This is a genomic window from Streptomyces sp. 147326 (assembly GCF_045000215.1).
In the GTDB taxonomy this organism is placed as follows: Bacteria; Actinomycetota; Actinomycetes; order Streptomycetales; family Streptomycetaceae; genus Streptomyces.
In genome coordinates this window covers 2,874,087-2,892,204 of record NZ_CP134201.1, presented here as the reverse complement: position 1 = coordinate 2,892,204, position 18,118 = coordinate 2,874,087, and the positions used below count along the sequence as shown (strand labels likewise).

The following is an 18,118-nucleotide window of genomic DNA, read 5'->3' as shown; positions in this document are numbered from 1 at the left end:
CAGAAAACTCTCAGACGGGGCGCCTACGGTGCCCCGCATGGACACCACGAAGACCCCCGCCGCGAACGCCACCGAGGCGGACGCCGCCCCGGTCGACCTCGAAAAGACCGAGGTCACCCAGCCCGCCGAGGCCGAAGCCGACGCCGTACCCACCGACGCGGCCCCGGAGGACGAGACCTTCGCCGACGACGGGGACGACGACGAGGCCGAGGCCGGGCAGCCGGGCCACGTCGGGTCCGCGGCCTTCGCGATCGTCGCAGCGGGGCTCGGCGTCGTCGCCCTCAGCGGCAGCTGGGTCGCCGGCATCGTGTCCGAGCGCGCGAGCATCGCGGCCCGGCTCGAGCTGAGCCAGGCCGCCGACGCCAACGCGCAGATCGCCGCCCAGTTCGTCGACCCGTGGCACACCACCGCGATGGTGAACGGCGTCTTCTCCGCCCTCGCCCTGATCATCGCCACCTTCGTGCTGGCCCTCCCGGCCTTCAGCACCCCCGAGCGCATCCTCCCCACCTGGGTGCGGTCCGTCTCCTGGGCGGGCATCGGACTGGGCGCCCTCGGCGTACTCCTCTTCGTCCTCATGTACTTCGACCTCCTCCTCGCCATCCCGAAGGCGGCGGGCTAGGTACTGCCTTAGGCGAACTCGGCCTGGTCCGGGCAGCTCCGCGCCCGGACTAAGGCCCCCTGCCCCCGGCAGATGCGGCATGCGACCGATGTGCCGGTACCCCCTGGGACGCGAATCTTGGATCACACCGAACGAGGTGCCCGAGAAACGCCACCAAGGAGTACGAGATGTTCGAGTACGAGATCGCCGCCACCGCCCGCACCGCCGACCTCCTCCGCGAGGCCGCCGCGTACCGCACCGTCCGGGACGCCGGGAAGGCGCGCCGCGCCTCCTTGCGAAGCCTTGAACCGCGAGGGTCGGTGAGAGCACTCCGCAGCCGCCTCACCCGCACCGCGGGCCACGCGCCCCGCACCGTGTGAACCGATGCGTGATGAGGAGCGCACCGATATCGAGTGCCGCCGGCCCGGACAGCTGTGCGATGCTCGGCGACGTGGAGACCAGATCTGTCAGCCCGGTGTTCGTCGGCCGCGCCGACGAACTGGCCGTACTCACCGGCGCACTGACCCGCGCCGCCGGCCAGGAGCCGCAGGCGATGCTCATCGGCGGTGAGGCGGGGGTCGGAAAGACCCGCCTCACCGAGGAGTTCATCTGCGCGGCAGAACGCCGCGGCGCCGTCGTCGCCGTCGGAGGCTGTGTGGAGATCGGGGCGGAGGGACTTCCCTTCGCCCCCTTCTCGACGGCCCTGCGTGCACTGCACCGCATGCTCCCCGAGGAACTGGCCGCCGCCACCGCCGGCCAGGAGGACGAACTCGCCCGGATCCTCCCCGAACTCGGCGACACCCCGCGCGGCCCGCACGACGAGGAGAGCACCGCCCGGCTCTTCGAGCTGACCGCCCGGATGCTGGAGCGGCTCGCCGCCGAGCGCACCGTCGTCCTCGTCCTGGAGGACCTGCACTGGGCGGACGCCTCCACCCGGCACCTGCTCTCCTACCTCTTCCGCACCCTCGGCAGCGGCCGGCTCGTCGTCGTCGCCACCTACCGCGCGGACGACGTCCACCGCCGCCACCCGCTGCGCCCCCTCCTCGCCGAACTCGACCGGCTCCGCACCGTCCACCGCATCGAACTGGCCCGCTTCAACCGCGCGGAAGTGCGCCGCCAGCTTGCCGGCATCCTCGCTGCGCAGCCCGACGAGGACTTCGTCGACTCCGTCTTCGACCGGTCCGACGGCAACGCCTTCTTCGTCGAGGAACTCGTCGCCTCCCGGGAGAGCGGCTGCGTCACCGGACTCACCGAATCCCTGCGCGACCTGCTCCTCGTCCGCGTCGAGGTCCTGCCCGACGAGACCCAGCGCCTGGTGCGGATCGTCGCCGAAGGCGGCTCCACCGTGGAGTACCCGCTGCTGCGCGCCGTCGCCGGGCTCACCGAGGACGAGCTGATCGAAGCGCTGAGGGCCGCGGTCGGGGCCAACATCCTGCTCGCCACCCCCGACGGCGACGGCTACCGGTTCCGGCACTCGCTGGTCCGCGAGGCCGTCAGCGACGACCTGCTGCCCGGCGAACGGGCCCGGGTCAACCGCCGCTACGCCGAGGCCATGGAGGCCGACGAGTCCCTGATCCGCTCCGGCGAGCGGGTCATCCGGCTGGCCAGCTACTGGTACCAGGCGAACGACCCCGCCAAGGCACTGCCCGCCGTACTGGCCGCTTCCGTGGCGGCACGCCGCCGGCACGCCTACTCCGAGCAGCTGCGCCTGCTGGAGCGGGCCATGGACCTGTGGGACAGCGCTCCGGAGGAGGTCCGCGAGGCGCTCCGCCCGGCGGACTACACCGAGGTGTACCCGCCGTGCGGCTGCGACGACTCGGCCGCCACCCCGCTCCGGCGGATCGACCTGCTGGCCGAGGCCACCGTCGCGGCACGCTACGGCGGAGAGCGCGAACGCGCCCTGAAGATCACGAAGACGGCGCTGCGCCTGCTGGAGGAGGAGCGCGACTCGCTGCGGGCCGCGTGGTTCTGGACCGAGCGCTCCCGGCTGGTCGCCAGCCTCGGCCGCGGCGACGGCTGGGAGGAGATAGCCAAGGCGCAGGACCTCGTCCGGGGGCTGCCCCCGTCCCAGGTGCACGCCGAGGTCCTGGTCCGGGCCGCGACCTGGGGGATGCTCCACCAGCCGGGCCCCGACAACCTCGCCGCCGCCGAACGCGCCGTCGAGTACGCGCGCATGCTCGGCGCCGAGGACACCGAGCTCAACGCCCGGATCACCGTCGGCTGCCTGCTCACCGACTCCGGCGACGGCTCGGCCGGACTCGCCGAGCTGCACGCGGTCAAGGAACGGGCCGCCAAGCTCGGTCTCGCCAAGCTGGCAGGGCGCGCGCATGTCAATCTCACCTCTCAGTTGGAAAGCATGGGCCGGTCCCGCGAAGCCGTGGAACTGGCCGAACAAGGGGCCGAACTGGTAAAGAAGTCCAGGCTGTTGGACAGCGAGGCCTGGGTCTGCGGAAACATGGCCGAGAGCCTCTGCAGCCTCGGCCGCTGGGACGAGGCCACCGAGGCGGCCCGGCGCGCCCTGCTAGTCGGCCAGAGCGCGGCCCCGCGCGGCTCCGGCTCCGCACGCCTGGCCTACCTGGCCCTGGCCCGTGACGAGTTGGCCGAGGCGGCCCACCAGCTCGCCGCCGCCCACGCCCACTTCGGCACCCACGACGTCCAGCCCCAGCACCGGATACCGCTCTACCGCCTCGCGATCGGGCTCGCCGCGGGGGAGGGCCGGATCACCGACGTGCGCGCCGAGACGGCCGCCGCCATCGCCTACGGGTTCCCGCTCGGCCACCACCGCTACGCCTGGCCGCTGCTGCTCGCCTCCGCCTCCGCCGAGGCGGACGCCCGCGGCCTCCCGGCCGCCGACGCCGGCCGGGACTGCGCCCTGGGCGTACTGCGCGCCGCCGCCCGCTCCCTCGCCACCCCGGTCCCGCTGTGGACCGCCCACGCCGAGTACGTGCGGGCCGAGCTGCTCCGGGCCGAGGCCAGGGACACCCCCGCCGACTGGACCGCCGTCGAGGAGGCCGTCCGTCCGCTGGAGCGCCCGTACCTGCTGGCCCGGGCCCGCCACCGGCTCGCCGAGGCGCTGCTGGCCGCCGGCGGCGAACGGGAGCCCGCGGCCGCCCTGCTCCGCGAGGCCTACGCCACCGCCGAGCGGATCGGTTCACGCCGACTGCGCGAGGACCTGGCCCTGCTCGCCCAGCGCGCCCGGCTCCCGCTGACCGACGCCGACGAGCCCGCCGCTGCGCCCGCACCGCAGACCGATCCGGCCGAGGCCCTCGGCCTGACCAGCCGCGAGCGGGACGTACTGCGCCTGGTGGCGGCCGGCAGCACCAACCGCAAGATCGCCGAGGAGCTCTTCATCTCCCCGAAGACGGCGAGCGTGCACGTCTCGAACATCCTGGCGAAGCTGGGTGTCGCCGGCCGCGGGGAAGCGGCCGCCCTCGCCCACCGGCTGCGGCTCTTCGCCCCGCCGGTCCCGGTCAGCTTCCGTCCGGAGGCTGCTCGGCAGGACGTATGAGCACTCTGCCGGAGTCGAGGTCTATCGGCCCCCGTCCCGGATCGTTGTCATTCACATCGGTCCGGGACAGCTCCAGCCGCTTCTTCTCCTCGTTCGTGTGCTTGCGCCCCGGGTTGAACAGCTCCTCGATCATGTTGAACACCGCGCCCACCGTCCCTGTGGTCCCCTTCCGGGGACGTGCTGGTCACCGCACCGTCAGAGTCAGGATCCTGTCGTCGCCCGCCTCCGGCGATCCACGGCCGTCCGTTTCGCTCGTGACGAGCAGCAACCGGTCCCCGCCGAGTGCCACCACCGTCCGCAACCGGCCGTACTGGCCCTCCAGGAAGGCCTCGGGTTCCGCCACCGGCTCCGTGCCGGCCAGCGGTATGCGCCACAGCCGGTTGCCCTTCAGCCCGGCCATCCACACCGAACCCTGCGCCCAGGCGATCCCGCTCGGCGACGCCTCGTCGGTCTTCCACACGGCCACCGGATCCCGGAAGCCGGGCTTGCCCGCCTTCCCCTCGGCCTCGGGCCAGCCGTAATTCGCTCCGGGCTCGATCAGATTCAGCTCGTCCCAGGTGTTCTGGCCGAACTCGGCCGCCCACAGCCGTTTGTCCTTGTCCCAGGCGAGGCCCTGCACATTGCGGTGCCCGTAGGAGTAGACGACCGAATCCGCCTCCGGGTTGCCGTGCACCGGATCCCCGTCGGGGGTCATCCGCAGGATCTTGCCGCCCAGGGACTTCTTGTCCTGCGCGAGCCCCTTGTCACCGGTCTCGCCCGTCCCCGCGTAGAGCATCTTGTCCGGGCCGAAAGCGATCCGGCCGCCGTTGTGCACGAGGCCCTTGGGGATGCCCCGGAACACGGTGTCCGGTGCGCCCAGTTGCTGTCCGGCGGCTCTGTGCTCGTCGTACCGCAGCCGGGCGATGCGGTTGTCGGACTCGGTCGTGAAGTAGACGTACACCAGCCGGTCCGAAGCGAAGGACGGCGACAGCGCGAGGCCCATCAGCCCGCCCTCGCCGCCCGGGGCCACCCCCGGCACCTCACCGATCTGCGTCACCGCGCCCGAGCCCACCGCGACCCTGCTGATCGTCCCCTTGTCCCGCGAAGCGACCAGCAGGTCCCCGCCCGGCAGCTCGGCCACGCCCCACGGCGACTCCAGACCCTTGGCGACCTCGCCGGTGACCGTCACCGCGCCCTTCGCCGGCGGCCCGGTGGCCTCCGGTGTGGCGGAAGCGCTCCCCGACGGGCCCGCCGACCCGGCGCCGGCCGCGGCCGTGCCCGGTGGAGAGCTCCCCCGCTCCGCCCCGGGGGCGCCGGCCGGCGAGCATCCCGCCGCCAGCAGAGCGCCGCACCCCGCCAGCGCCACCGCCGCCAGCGCGCCCCGGCGCCGCGCGCCCAACGCCTCGTACCCCACCTGCCCGGGAGAACTTCCGTATCGCATCGCCCTGCTCCCTTCCGGTCCTCCGATCGTGCCCTTCACCAGTCTCAACAGCTGCGGCAGTTCCCGAAGTTCCACCACTCGTACACTCGATCGAGTGGTTGTCGGTCAGTCCCAGGCTCCCACCTCGACCGGCAGGGCCGCGATCTCGGCCAGGTCCCCGGCCGAGAGCCGCACCTGCGCCGCCCGCGCGTTCTCCGCCGCCCAGTGCGCCCGGTCGGCCCCCGGCACCGGCACCACCTGCGGCCCCTGCGCCAGCACCCACGCCAGGGCCACCTGCGCCGCCGTGACCTCCGCCCCGTGCCGCCGCGCCACCCGCCGCAGCCCCGCCACCAGCACCTGGTTCGACGCCATCGCCTCCGCCGTGAACCGCGGATGCCGGGCCCGCACGTCCTGAGGCTCGAAACCCTCACCCGGCGTGAGCGTCCCGGTGAGGAACCCGCTGCCCAGCGGCATCGCCGCCAGGAACCCCACCCCGCGCGCCGCACACCACGGCAGCAGCTGCCACGCCGCCTCCGGGGACCACACCGACAGCTCCGCCTGCACCGCGCTCACCGGGAACACCTGCTGCAGCCGCTCCAGGTGCCGCAGCGTCGTCCGGTACCCCCGGTCCCCGCTGCGCCCCGCCCCCGGCCCGGCCCCGGCGCCCAGCGCGCAGAAGCCGAGGGCGCGCACCTTCCCCGCGCCCACCAGCTCCGCCATGGCCCCCCAGGTCTCCTCCACGGGCACCTCCGGGTCCACCCGGTGCAACTGGTAGAGGTCTATGACATCGGTCCGCAGCCGCCGCAGCGAGGCGTCGCAGGCCCGCCGCAGATAGCCGGGCCGCCCGTCCGCGACCACATGCTGGTCGCCCGCCCGCAGACCCACCTTGGCCGAGACGAACGCCTCGGACCGCCGCTCCCGCAGGACGCGCCCTAGCAGCAGCTCATTGGTGAACGGCCCGTACACGTCGGCCGTGTCCAGCAGGTTCGCCCCCAGGTCCAGCGCCGCGTGCACGGCCGCCAGCGACTCCTGTCCCCGCCGCCGCGAAGGCGCGTACGCCCAGCTCATCGGCATACAGCCGAGGCCGACGGCGCCCACGGTCAGCGCCCCCGCCCCGATCGACCTGCGCTCCACCGCTGCGTCCCCCTCCCGCTCCGGCCACCAAACTAACGGCTTGATCAAGACGGCTTGGCATAGCCTCGTGATCATGACTGCTACGCCCCAGGACGTCTGGCTCCCCTTCCCCGCCGAGGAGGTCGCCGGCCTCCCCGATTCCTTCCGGTACCGCGTGTGGGACGGCGAGGACGCCTTCCCGGCCGACCCGGCCGACTGCGTCTTCTACGTGGCCCCCTACATGAAGTCCGCCGAGGTCACCGTGCGCCCCCTCGCCGCGATGACCGCCGTCCGGGTCGTCCAGACCCTGACCGCCGGCATCGACGACGTGCTGGGCCGTCTCGGAGACCTCGGCCCCGGCGTACGGCTGTGCAACGCCGCCGGGGTCCACACGGCCAGCACCGCCGAGCTCGCCCTCGCCCTCACCCTCGCCTCCCTGCGCGGCATCCCCGGCATGGTCCGCGGCCAGGACCGCGAGGAGTGGCGCTCCGGCTTCTACGACGCACTCGCGGACAAGAACGTTCTGATCATCGGCTACGGATCGATCGGCTCGGCCATCGAGGACCGGCTCGTGCCCTTCGAATGCGGGCGGATCGCGCGCGTGGCCCGTACGGCGCGGACCACCGGGCGCGGGCCCGTGCACGCCCTCGCCGACCTGCCCGGCCTCCTGCCGCAGGCCGACGTGGTGATCCTCGTGACGCCGCTGACCGACGCCACCCGGGGCCTGGCCGGCGCCGACTTCCTGAGCCGCATGAAGGACGGCGCCCTGCTGGTGAACGTGTCCCGCGGCCCCGTCGTCGACACCAAGTCCCTCTTGGCGGAGGTCGAGTCGGGCCGCCTGCGCGCGGCGCTCGACGTCACCGATCCCGAGCCGCTGCCCGACGGCCACCCGCTCTGGCACGCGCCGAACGTCCTGATTACGCCTCATGTGGGCGGCAGCAGCACGGCGTTCGAGCCACGCGCCAAGCGTCTGCTGGTACGCCAGCTCGGTCTGTTCGCCGCCGGCGAGCCCCTGGAGCACACGGTGCTGATCACCGAGTGACGCATGTTGCGCACGCTCCGCATTCACCCGGACGCGCACAGTGGACATCCCTCCTCGTTCGGTAACGGAGAGTAGAGGAACTATGTCCCTGAGTGACGAAAGTGGTGTATCGTCCGGAACAAGGGGCTGCGCCACGAACGTCTGGCGCTGGGGAGTGATCGGACACTTTGGGGGGCGACGGGCGATGCACGGCCAATGGACGAAGGATCCGATGCGGCACAGCCGCCGGAGGCGACGCTGTCGAGACTGGGCTGCACCGGAATCAGCCGGCGAGGGGGACCGGTGAGTGCCCCGGGGGCGGCGCTCCTGAACCGCCCGTCCGTCTCGGGCGGAGGCAGGGGCCTGGCGATGCAGCTGCTCCTCGCGGTGATCTGCGGCGGGTACGCCGTCGGCGCCGCCCTCAACTGGGGCTCGGAGGAAGTCGCCGAGATCATGGGCGACTTCGGACTGAGCGCAGCCGGCTTGCTCGCCGCCGTCTCCTGCTTCTCGTACGCGCGCGCCATCGACAGCCGCGAACGCCCCGCCTGGCTGCTCTTCGCCTTCTCCTCCCTCATGGGGGCCGGCGGCAACGCGGTCTGGGGCTGGTACGAGGTGATCCTCGGTGAACCCGTCCCGAAGCCCTCGATCGCCGACTTCGCCTTCCTCTGCTTCGCCCCGCCCGCCATCGTGGGCCTGCTCGTCCTCGCCAAACGGCCCGTCACCCGCGCCGGCTGGGTGTGCCTCGGGCTCGACTCCTGGCTCATCGGCGGCTCCCTGCTCACCCTGTCCTGGAGCCTGGCCCTGGCCCACGCGGCTCGAACCGCACAGTCCGGCGCCCCGGGCAGCGTCCCGCGCGCCGCGCTCTCCCTCGCCTATCCGCTCCTGGACATCGCGCTCGTCTCGATGGTGCTGGTCCTGCACTTCCGGCGGAGCGAGACCAATCGCTCCGCCGTCAACACCGCCATCGCGGCACTGGCCCTGACCGTGCTCAGCGACGCGCTGTTCACCTCGCCCCTGCTGAGCGCCGAGTACCAGTCCGGACAGCTGCTCGACGCCGGCTGGTTCGCCGGCTCGCTGCTGCTCGCGTACGCACCCTGGGGCGCCCGGCGCCTCCACCCGGGCCAGGAGCCGGCCGTGCACGTGCGCGGGGACCGGTCGCACAGCCGCCCGATCACCGGCTCCCTGCCCGCCCTCACCCCGTACCTCGCGGCCGCCGTGTGCACCCTCGGCATCCTCTACAACGTCGTGGACGGCCGGAAGGTCGACCGGATGGTCGTCTTCACCGGCTGCACGGTCGTGCTCGCCCTGGTCATCCGGCAGGGCATCATGCTCCTCGACAACATCGCGCTCACCCAGGAACTGGCCCAGAAGGAGAACCACTTCCGCTCCCTGGTCCAGGGTTCCAGCGACGTCATCATGATCGCCGCGCCCACCGGGACCCTGCGCTACGTCAGCCCCGCCGCCGCCGGGGTCTACGGCCGCGAGGCCGAGGAGCTGGTCGGCACCGAGCTCGCGACCCTCATCCATCCGGACGACCTCGGCCGGGTGGTCCACGAGGTACGCCGCTTCCTCGCCGCACCGCCGACCGAGGAGCCCACCACCCGCATCGAGTGCCGCTTCAAGTCGGGCGGCGGCGAATGGCTCAACGTGGAGTCCACCGTCAACCGCCACCAGGGCGGGCTCATCCTCAACAGCCGGGACGTCACCGAGCGGGTCCGGCTCCAGGCCCAGCTCCAGCACAGCGCCGAGCACGATCCGCTGACCGACCTGCCCAACCGCGCCCTCTTCACCCGGCGGGTGCGCCAGGCCCTGACCGGCCGGCGCGCGGGGGACCACAGCACCGCGGTGCTCTTCATCGACCTCGACGGTTTCAAAGCGGTCAACGACACCATCGGCCACCAGGCCGGCGACGAGCTGCTCATCGAGGCCGCGCGCAGGCTCCAGGACTCGGTCCGGGCCGGGGACACCGCGGCCCGCCTCGGCGGCGACGAGTTCGCCGCGCTGATCCTGGGCGACGGGAACCGCGACCGCAGCGCCCGCGAGTACCAGGTGCGCGAGATCGCCGACCGGCTGCGCACCACCCTCTCCCAGCCGTACCGGATCGGCGGCAGCGAGGTGCGCGTCGCCGCCAGCATCGGCGCGGCCTTCGCCGACCCCGGCATCACCCCTTCGGACCTGATGCGCAACGCGGATCTCGCGATGTACCGGGCCAAGGCCGGCGGCAAGGACCGCGTCGAGATGTACGCCCCCCAGATGCAGGCCGAGGTCGTACGGAAGGCCGAGCTGGCGGGCCGGCTGCGGACCGCACTCCACGAGGGGGAGTTCGCCCTGCTGCACCAGCCCGTGGTCTCGCTGTCCACCGGCGAGGTGGCGGCCGTCGCCGCGCAGGCCCGCTGGCGCTCCGCCCAGGGCATCCTGTTCACGCCGGCCGAGTTCCTCCGGGTCGCCGAGTACAGCGAGGGCGGCGCGGGAGGCCCCGGCGGCCCGGGCCCGGACGCCTCGCGCACCGCCGAGCTGGGGCGCTGGCTGCTGGAGGAGGCCGTTGAGCAGGCCGCCGACCGGCACCGGGCCGGGCGCGGCGTACCGGTGGCGGTGCGGATGACCGCCCAGCGGCTCCTGGACCGCGCCATGCCGCTCGGCTCCGTGGAGGCCCTGCTGACCCGGCACGGCCTGCCCTCCGGATCCCTGGTGCTGGAGCTCGCGGTATCCGACCCCAGGGTGCCCTTCGACGACCTGGAGCGCCGCCTGACGGCCTTGCACCGGCTCGGGGTGGGCATCTCCCTGGACGGCTTCGGCAGCGGCTACGCGGCCATCAGCGCCCTGCGCCGGCTGCCCGTGGACATGCTCAAGCTGGACCGGGGCCTGGTGGAGGGGGTGGTCGAGTCGGCCCGCCTGCACAAGATCACCGCCGGCCTCTTGCGGATCGCAAACGATCTGGGCATGCGCTCGGTGGCCGACGGGGTCGACCTCCCCGAGCAGGTGATGGCCCTGCGTGCGATGGGCTGCACGCACGGCCAGGGAATGGCCTTTTCCGGCCCCCTCGACGAGTACAGGCTGCGCCGTGCGCTGGTGCGCGGTACGTTCCCAGTACCGGGCGGAGCGGCTCAGCCGGCTCTGGCCGGCGGCTCCCCCGGGGGCTCGATGGCCATCCGCAGAGGCTCACATAATGAGACGCCCGTCCCACCTACTTGACATCACCCTCCCGCCGGAGGGAGGGTCAGTGCCATGCGCACCCGAATTCTCGTACTTGGAAAGCGCGTCGGCTGAAGCAGGGACCTGCATGTCCCCGCTCAACACCCCCGACGCGCTCCCCTCGCTTGCCTCCTGGCACGAGGGGTTTTTTGTTGCACTGGCACAGAGTCGAATCCGCGTAAAACCCTCAGCTTCGAGAAGAGAATGCCGATGACCGAGCAGGCCACCGGGGCCCACCATCCGCAGCCGCGGCCCCGTTCCGGCGGACAGCAGTCCGCCGCAGTTGAGCACGTCACGGGTGCGCAGTCCCTCATCCGCTCTCTCGAAGAGGTGGGGTGCGACACCGTCTTCGGGATTCCGGGAGGTGCCATCCTCCCCGCGTACGACCCGATGATGGACTCCAAGAAGGTCCGTCACATCCTGGTCCGCCACGAGCAGGGGGCCGGCCACGCCGCCACCGGCTACGCGCAGGCCACCGGCAAGGTCGGCGTCTGTATGGCCACCTCCGGCCCGGGCGCCACCAACCTGGTCACCCCGATCGCCGACGCGCACATGGACTCCGTCCCGCTCGTCGCGATCACCGGCCAGGTCTCCTCCAAGGCGATCGGCACCGACGCCTTCCAGGAGGCGGACATCGTCGGCATCACCATGCCGATCACCAAGCACAACTTCCTGGTCACCAGGGCCGAGGACATCCCGCGGACGATCGCCGAGGCCTTCCACATCGCCTCCACCGGCCGCCCCGGCCCGGTCCTGGTCGACATCGCCAAGGACGCCCTGCAGGCGAAGACCACCTTTTCGTGGCCGCCCACCCAGGACCTCCCCGGCTACCGGCCGGTCACCAAGCCGCACGCCAAGCAGATCCGCGAGGCCGCCAAGCTCATCTGCCAGGCCAAGCGCCCGGTGCTGTACGTCGGCGGCGGCGTCATGAAGTCCGGCGCGACCGCCGAGCTGAAGGTCCTCGCCGAGCTGACCGGCGTCCCGGTCTGCACCACCCTGATGGCGCTGGGCTCCTTCCCCGACAGCCACCCGCTGCACGTCGGCATGCCGGGCATGCACGGCAGTGTCACCGGCGTCACCGCACTGCAGAAGTCGGACCTGCTGATCGCCCTCGGCACCCGCTTCGACGACCGCGTCACCGGCAAGCTGGACAGCTTCGCCCCCTTCGCCAAGATCATCCACGCGGACATCGACCCGGCCGAGATCGGCAAGAACCGCGCGGTCGACGTCCCGATCGTCGGTGACGCCCGCGAGGTCATCGCCGACCTGATCCAGGCCGTCCAGGCCGAGCACACCGAGGGCAACGCCGGGGACTACACCGCCTGGTGGAACGACCTCAGCCGCTGGCGCGACACCTACCCGCTGGGCTACGACCTGCCCGCGGACGGCAGCCTCTCGCCGCAGCAGGTCATCGAGCGGATCGGCGCGCTCGCACCGAAGAGCACGATCTTCGCGGCCGGTGTCGGCCAGCACCAGATGTGGGCCTCGCACTTCGTCAAGTACGAGGAGCCCCGCACCTGGCTGAACTCCGGCGGCGCCGGAACCATGGGCTACGCGGTCCCGGCCGCGATGGGCGCCAAGGTCGGCATGCCCGAGCGCACGGTCTGGGCGATCGACGGTGACGGCTGCTTCCAGATGACCAACCAGGAACTGGTCACCTGCGCCCTGAACAACATCCCGATCAAGGTCGCGATCATCAACAACGGTGCGCTGGGCATGGTCCGCCAGTGGCAGACCCTGTTCTACAACCAGCGGTACTCCAACACCGTCCTGCACGCCGACGAGACCGGTCACGACACCGTGGGCTCCCAGCTCGGCGAGTCCATCGCGCCCCGCAAGGGCACGCGCGTCCCGGACTTCGTCAAGCTCTCGGAGGCCATGGGCTGCGTGGCGCTGCGCTGCGAGGACCCGGCCGACCTGGACAAGGTCATCGCCGAGGCCAATGCGATCAACGACCGTACCGTCGTGATCGACTTCATCGTCCACGAGGACGCCATGGTGTGGCCGATGGTCGCCGCCGGCACCTCCAACGACGAGGTCATGGCCGCCCGGGGCGTCCGTCCCGACTTCGGCGACAACGAAGACGACTGAGCCGAGAGAGCCTGAGAGAGAGAACGCCTCACATGTCCAAGCACACGCTCTCCGTCCTGGTCGAGAACACGCCCGGCATCCTCGCCCGGATCGCCGCCCTGTTCTCCCGCCGCGGGTTCAACATCGACTCCCTCGCGGTCGGCGTCACCGAGCACCCCGACATCTCCCGCATCACGATCGTCGTGAACGTCGAGGACCTCCCGCTGGAGCAGGTGACCAAGCAGCTGAACAAGCTGGTCAACGTGCTCAAGATCGTCGAGCTGGAGTCCCACAACGCCATCGAGCGTGAACTCGTCCTGGTGAAGGTCCGCGCCGACAACGAGACCCGGTCGCAGATCGTCGAGATCGTCCAGCTGTTCCGCGCCAAGACGGTCGACGTCTCCCCGGAGGCCGTCACCATCGAGGCCACCGGCGGTTCCGACAAGCTCGGCGCGATGCTCAAGATGCTGGAGCCCTTCGGCATCAAGGAGCTCGTGCAGTCCGGCACGATCGCCATAGGGCGTGGCGGACGGTCCATCACGGACCGCAGTCTGCGCGCGCTCGACCGCAGCGCCTGACCCGGCCGGCGCAGCGGCCGCCCAAGCCGCGCCAGACACGCTCGGCTCGCATGGCGAGACCGGCAGACTCAGATTCCGTTCCCCGCCGTACGGTGGGAGCAACACCAGCGCACCAAGGAGATATCCCAGTGGCCGAGCTGTTCTACGAGAACGACGCCGACCTGTCCATCATCCAGGGCCGCAAGGTCGCGGTCATCGGTTACGGCAGCCAGGGCCACGCCCACGCGCTGTCGCTCCGTGACTCCGGCGTCGACGTCGTCGTCGGCCTGAAGGAGGGCTCGAAGTCCAAGGCCAAGGCCGAGGAGCAGGGCCTGAAGGTCGTCCCCGTGGCCGAGGCCGCCGCCTGGGCCGACGTCATCATGATCCTGACCCCGGACCCGCTGCAGGCCGAGATCTACGAGGAGTCCATCAAGGACCACCTCAAGGACGGCGACGCGCTGTTCTTCGGTCACGGCTTCAACGTCCGCTACGGCTTCATCAAGCCCCCGGCCAACGTGGACGTCGCCCTGGTCGCCCCGAAGGGCCCAGGCCACCTGGTCCGCCGCCAGTACGAGGAGGGCCGCGGCGTTCCGTGCATCGCGGCCGTCGAGCAGGACTACTCGGGCAACGCCTTCGCCCTCGCGCTCTCGTACGCGGCCGGCATCGGCGGCACCCGCGCCGGCGTCATCAAGACCACCTTCACCGAGGAGACCGAGACCGACCTGTTCGGTGAGCAGGCCGTCCTCTGCGGTGGCGCGTCCGCTCTGGTCAAGGCCGGTTTCGAGACGCTGACCGAGGCCGGCTACCAGCCGGAGATCGCGTACTTCGAGTGCCTGCACGAGCTGAAGCTCATCGTCGACCTCATGTACGAGGGCGGCCTGGAGAAGATGCGCTGGTCGGTCTCCGAGACCGCCGAGTGGGGCGACTACATCACCGGCCCCCGCATCATCACGGACGCCACCAAGGCCGAGATGAAGAAGGTCCTCGCGGAGATCCAGAGCGGCGAGTTCGCCAACACCTGGATGGCCGAGTACAAGGCCGGTCTGCCGAAGTACAACGAGTACAAGAAGGCCGACGAGGCGCACCTGCTGGAGACCACCGGCAAGAAGCTGCGCAAGCTGATGAGCTGGGTCGACAGCGACGAGAGCTGATCGTGGACGGCGGGGCCGGGGCGGTGTGTCCCGGCCCTGCCGCGCGTCGCTTGTCCAACCCGGCCAACCCCGGAAGGGTGATCCTTCCGTACAGGCGGAAATCCGGTCCGTCAGCGCCACTACACTGCTCAACACATACGCGTCAGGCCCACAGCGTCGTGCGTCTTCCACGCGGCTACCCCCTCCACCGCCTGCGGCCGTCGGGACGGCCGTCCGCACTGGACTTGTGAGGATGACCCACGTGAGCTCGAAACCTGTCGTACTCATCGCCGAAGAGCTGTCGCCCGCCACGGTGGACGCGCTCGGTCCGGACTTCGAGATCCGGCACGTCAACGGAGCCGACCGCGCGGAGCTGCTGCCCGCGATCGTCGACGTCGACGCGATCCTGGTCCGCTCCGCGACCAAGGTCGACGCCGAGGCCGTCGCCGTCGCCAAGAAGCTGAAGGTCGTCGCGCGCGCCGGCGTCGGTCTGGACAACGTCGACGTCTCCGCCGCCACCAAGGCCGGCGTGATGGTCGTCAACGCCCCGACCTCGAACATCGTGACGGCGGCCGAGCTGGCCTGCGGTCTGCTCGTCGCCACCGCCCGCAACATCCCGCAGGCCAACACCGCCCTGAAGAACGGTGAGTGGAAGCGGAACAAGTACACGGGTGTCGAGCTCAGCGAGAAGACCCTCGGTGTCGTCGGCCTCGGCCGCATCGGCGTCCTGGTCGCGCAGCGCATGTCGGCCTTCGGTATGAAGATCGTCGCGTACGACCCCTACGTGCAGCCCGCGCGCGCCGCCCAGATGGGCGTCAAGATGCTGACGCTGGACGAACTCCTCGAAGTCGCCGACTTCATCACCGTGCACCTGCCCAAGACCCCCGAGACCCTCGGTCTCATCGGGGACGAGGCCCTGCACAAGGTGAAGCCCTCCGTCCGCATCGTCAACGCCGCCCGCGGCGGGATCGTGGACGAGGCCGCGCTGTACACGGCCATCAAGGAGGGCCGCGTCGCCGGCGCCGGTCTCGACGTGTACGCGAAGGAGCCCTGCACGGACTCCCCGCTCTTCGAGCTCGACCAGGTCGTCTGCACCCCGCACCTCGGCGCGTCCACGGACGAGGCCCAGGAGAAGGCCGGCGTCTCGGTCGCCAAGTCGGTGCGCCTCGCGCTCGCCGGCGAGCTCGTGCCGGACGCGGTCAACGTCCAGGGCGGCGTCATCGCCGAGGACGTCCGTCCGGGGCTCCCGCTCGCCGAGAAGCTCGGCCGCATCTTCACCGCCCTCGCGGGCGAGGTCGCGGTCCGCCTCGACGTCGAGGTCTGCGGCGAGATCACCCAGCACGACGTCAAGGTGCTCGAACTCTCCGCGCTCAAGGGTGTCTTCGAGGACGTCGTCGACGAGACGGTCTCCTACGTCAACGCCCCGCTGTTCGCACAGGAGCGCGGGGTCGAGGTACGCCTGACCACCAGCTCGGAGTCCCCGGACCACCGCAACGTGGTGACCGTCCGCGGCACCCTGTCGGACGGTCAGGAGGTCTCGGTCTCCGGCACGCTCGCGGGCCCGAAGCACCTGCAGAAGATCGTGGGCATCGGCGAGTACGACGTGGACCTGGCGCTCGCCGACTACATGGTCGTGCTGCGCTACACCGACCGCCCGGGCGTGGTCGGCACCGTCGGCCGCGTTCTCGGCGAGGCCGGTCTGAACATCGCGGGCATGCAGGTCGCCCGTGCGGAGGAGCACGGCGAGGCGCTCGCCGTCCTCACCGTCGACGCCGAGGTGCCGGCGAACGTCCTCGCGGACATCTCCGCCGAGATCGGCGCCGTTTCGGCACGTACGGTCAGCCTCGGCTGACCCGTGTGACACGGCGAAGGGCCCGGGGGATTCCCCCGGGCCCTTTCACGTCGTTCCGCCCTGTCCCGATCAGTTGTACGCCGGCACCGCAGCGCCGTCCGCGGGTGCCTCGGCCTGCTCCGCCGCGGGCGGGGCCGGGGCTTCGATGCCCCGCATCAGAGCCGCGGCGAGCACGGCCGCACCGAGCAGCAGCGCCGCGCCGCCCCAGGCCGCGTACTGCATTCCGTGGACGAAGGCCTCCCGGGCCAGGGTCAGGACCTGCTCGCCCGCCTCCCCGCCGATCCGGTGGGCGGCGGCCACCGCCCCGCCCAGGGTCTCCCGCACGGCGGGCTCGGAGTCCGCCAGGTCGCTGCGGTAGACCGCGGTGCCCAGGCTGCCGAGGACCGCCATGCCCAGGGCGCCGCCGAACTCCGTTCCGGTCTCCAGCAGGGAGGCGGCGGAGCCGGCCTTCTCGGCGGGGGCCGTGGCGAGTGCCATGTCGGAGACCAGGGACATCACGGCGACGACGCCCGAGGAGAGCACCCCGGCGCCGGTCAGGACCAGCCACAGGGAGTCGGTGTCCACGAGGCTGAAGAGGGCGAAGCCGGCGGCGGCGAGGGTGAACCCGCCGGCGATGACGTAGCCCCGGTCCACCTTCTGGGCCAGGGCGGCGGAGACGGGGGCCGCGGCGCCGATGACGACCGAGGGGGCGAGGCTCCACAGGGCCGCTTCCAGGGTGCCCATGCCGAGCACCGACTGGAGGTACTGGGTGGTGAAGTAGGCCGAGCCCATCACGGCGAAGGCGGCGAGGGTGTTGAGGGCGATGCCCGCGCCGAAGCCGCGGCCCCGGAAGAGGGCCCGGGAGATCATGGCGTCGCCGCGGGTGCGCTGACGGCGGACGAAGACGTACGCGAAGGCCAGGCCGACGGCGAGGCTACCCAGGTAGAGCGGCTCGAAGCCCTCGGCGGCGATCTCCTTGAGGCCGTAGACGACCGGCAGCACGGCGGCCGTGGACAGCGGGACGCTCAGCAGGTCGAAGCGGCCGGGAGCCGGGTCCTTGAACTCCGGGACCAGGACCGGGACCAGGAGCAGCAGGAGCAGCATCGCGGGCACGTTGATGAGGAAGACCGAGCCCCACCAGAAGTGGTTCAGCATCACGCCGCTCAGCACCGAACCGAGGGCGATCCCGCCGGTCATGGCCCCGGACCAGATGGCGATGGCCTTGCCGCGCTGCTTGTCGTCCTGGAAGAGGTTCCGTACGAGGGCCAGCGTGGAGGGCATCAGGGTCGCGCCCCCGATGCCGAGCAGGACGCGGGCCGCGATGAGCATCTCTGCGCTGGTGGCGTAGGCGGCGCAGACCGAGGCGATGCCGAAGGCGGTCGCGCCGATCAGCAGCAGCTTGCGGCGGCCGATCCGGTCGCCGAGCGACCCCATCGTGATCAGCAGGCCGGAGAGGGCGAAGGCGTAGCTGTCGAAGATCCAGAGCTGCTGGGTGGCGCTCGGGGCGAGCTGGTCGGTGATGGCCGGGATGGCGAAGTAGAGGACGGAGACGTCCATCGACACCAGGAGCAGGGGCAGCAGGAGGACGGTGAAGGCGGTCCATTCGCGGCGGCCGGCGAGTCGCGCTGTGGCGGCGGGGTTTGTCATGAGCAGGAATATACACATGTCTTAAACGGTCGTCTATGACAACTGTATAGAA

At 71.6% G+C, this 18,118-nt stretch carries 13 protein-coding genes; 9 read left to right on the top strand and 4 right to left on the bottom strand.

From position 1 onward, the window contains the following. The first annotated feature begins 37 nt into the window (after positions 1–37). The 3 genes from RIU97_RS12530 (at position 38) to RIU97_RS12520 (ending at position 4,106) form a co-directional block, all read left to right on the top strand. Positions 38–619, top strand: coding sequence for a hypothetical protein (locus RIU97_RS12530; protein WP_404956197.1), 582 nt, complete (start codon positions 38–40; stop codon positions 617–619). 167 nt (positions 620–786) lie between these two features. Next, positions 787–978: a hypothetical protein gene (locus RIU97_RS12525; RefSeq protein WP_404956195.1), complete on the top strand. Its 192-nt coding sequence runs from the start codon at positions 787–789 to the stop codon at positions 976–978. Positions 979–1,037: 59 nt separating this feature from the next. Further along, positions 1,038–4,106: an AAA family ATPase gene (locus tag RIU97_RS12520; protein WP_404962822.1), complete on the top strand. Its 3,069-nt coding sequence runs from the start codon at positions 1,038–1,040 to the stop codon at positions 4,104–4,106. Here RIU97_RS12520 and RIU97_RS12515 read toward each other — a convergent pair. The 3 genes from RIU97_RS12515 to RIU97_RS12505 all read right to left on the bottom strand — a co-directional run bounded on the left by RIU97_RS12515 (position 4,069) and on the right by RIU97_RS12505 (position 6,639). Beyond that, positions 4,069–4,239, bottom strand: coding sequence for a DUF6191 domain-containing protein (locus RIU97_RS12515; protein ID WP_361763709.1), 171 nt, complete (start codon positions 4,237–4,239; stop codon positions 4,069–4,071). The two genes, RIU97_RS12520 and RIU97_RS12515, sit on opposite strands and share 38 nt — an antisense overlap. A gap of 51 nt (positions 4,240–4,290) precedes the next feature. Then, positions 4,291–5,526 (bottom strand): PQQ-dependent sugar dehydrogenase, encoded by a 1,236-nt coding sequence (locus RIU97_RS12510; RefSeq protein WP_404956193.1) that lies wholly within the window; start codon positions 5,524–5,526, stop codon positions 4,291–4,293. Between the two features lie 105 nt (positions 5,527–5,631). After that, the gene (locus tag RIU97_RS12505) at positions 5,632–6,639 is read right to left on the bottom strand and encodes an aldo/keto reductase (RefSeq protein WP_404956191.1); all 1,008 of its coding nucleotides are present in this window, start codon (positions 6,637–6,639) and stop codon (positions 5,632–5,634) included. A 73-nt stretch (positions 6,640–6,712) separates the two neighbouring features. Between RIU97_RS12505 and RIU97_RS12500 the strand changes: the two genes are divergently transcribed. From RIU97_RS12500 to serA, 6 genes are all read left to right on the top strand, one after another. Beyond that, positions 6,713–7,660 carry a 2-hydroxyacid dehydrogenase gene (locus RIU97_RS12500; RefSeq protein ID WP_404956189.1) on the top strand — a complete coding sequence of 316 codons (948 nt, stop codon included), beginning with the start codon at positions 6,713–6,715 and terminating at the stop codon, positions 7,658–7,660. Positions 7,661–7,942: 282 nt separating this feature from the next. Next, positions 7,943–10,831, top strand: a complete 2,889-nt coding sequence (locus RIU97_RS12495) for a putative bifunctional diguanylate cyclase/phosphodiesterase (RefSeq protein WP_404956187.1) — start codon at positions 7,943–7,945, stop codon at positions 10,829–10,831. Positions 10,832–11,035: 204 nt separating this feature from the next. Then, entirely contained in the window at positions 11,036–12,922 is a 1,887-nt protein-coding gene (locus tag RIU97_RS12490) for an acetolactate synthase large subunit (RefSeq protein WP_404956185.1), read from the top strand. 32 nt (positions 12,923–12,954) lie between these two features. Then, positions 12,955–13,479, top strand: coding sequence for an acetolactate synthase small subunit (ilvN, locus tag RIU97_RS12485; protein ID WP_030010002.1), 525 nt, complete (start codon positions 12,955–12,957; stop codon positions 13,477–13,479). Between the two features lie 128 nt (positions 13,480–13,607). Next, positions 13,608–14,609, top strand: coding sequence for a ketol-acid reductoisomerase (ilvC, locus tag RIU97_RS12480; RefSeq protein ID WP_404956182.1), 1,002 nt, complete (start codon positions 13,608–13,610; stop codon positions 14,607–14,609). Positions 14,610–14,850: 241 nt separating this feature from the next. Beyond that, positions 14,851–16,440 (top strand): phosphoglycerate dehydrogenase, encoded by a 1,590-nt coding sequence (gene serA / locus RIU97_RS12475; protein WP_404956180.1) that lies wholly within the window; start codon positions 14,851–14,853, stop codon positions 16,438–16,440. 69 nt (positions 16,441–16,509) lie between these two features. Here the strand turns inward: serA and RIU97_RS12470 are convergent, their stop codons facing one another. Further along, positions 16,510–18,066 (bottom strand): MFS transporter, encoded by a 1,557-nt coding sequence (locus RIU97_RS12470; protein WP_404956178.1) that lies wholly within the window; start codon positions 18,064–18,066, stop codon positions 16,510–16,512. Between the last annotated feature and the right edge of the window lie 52 nt (positions 18,067–18,118).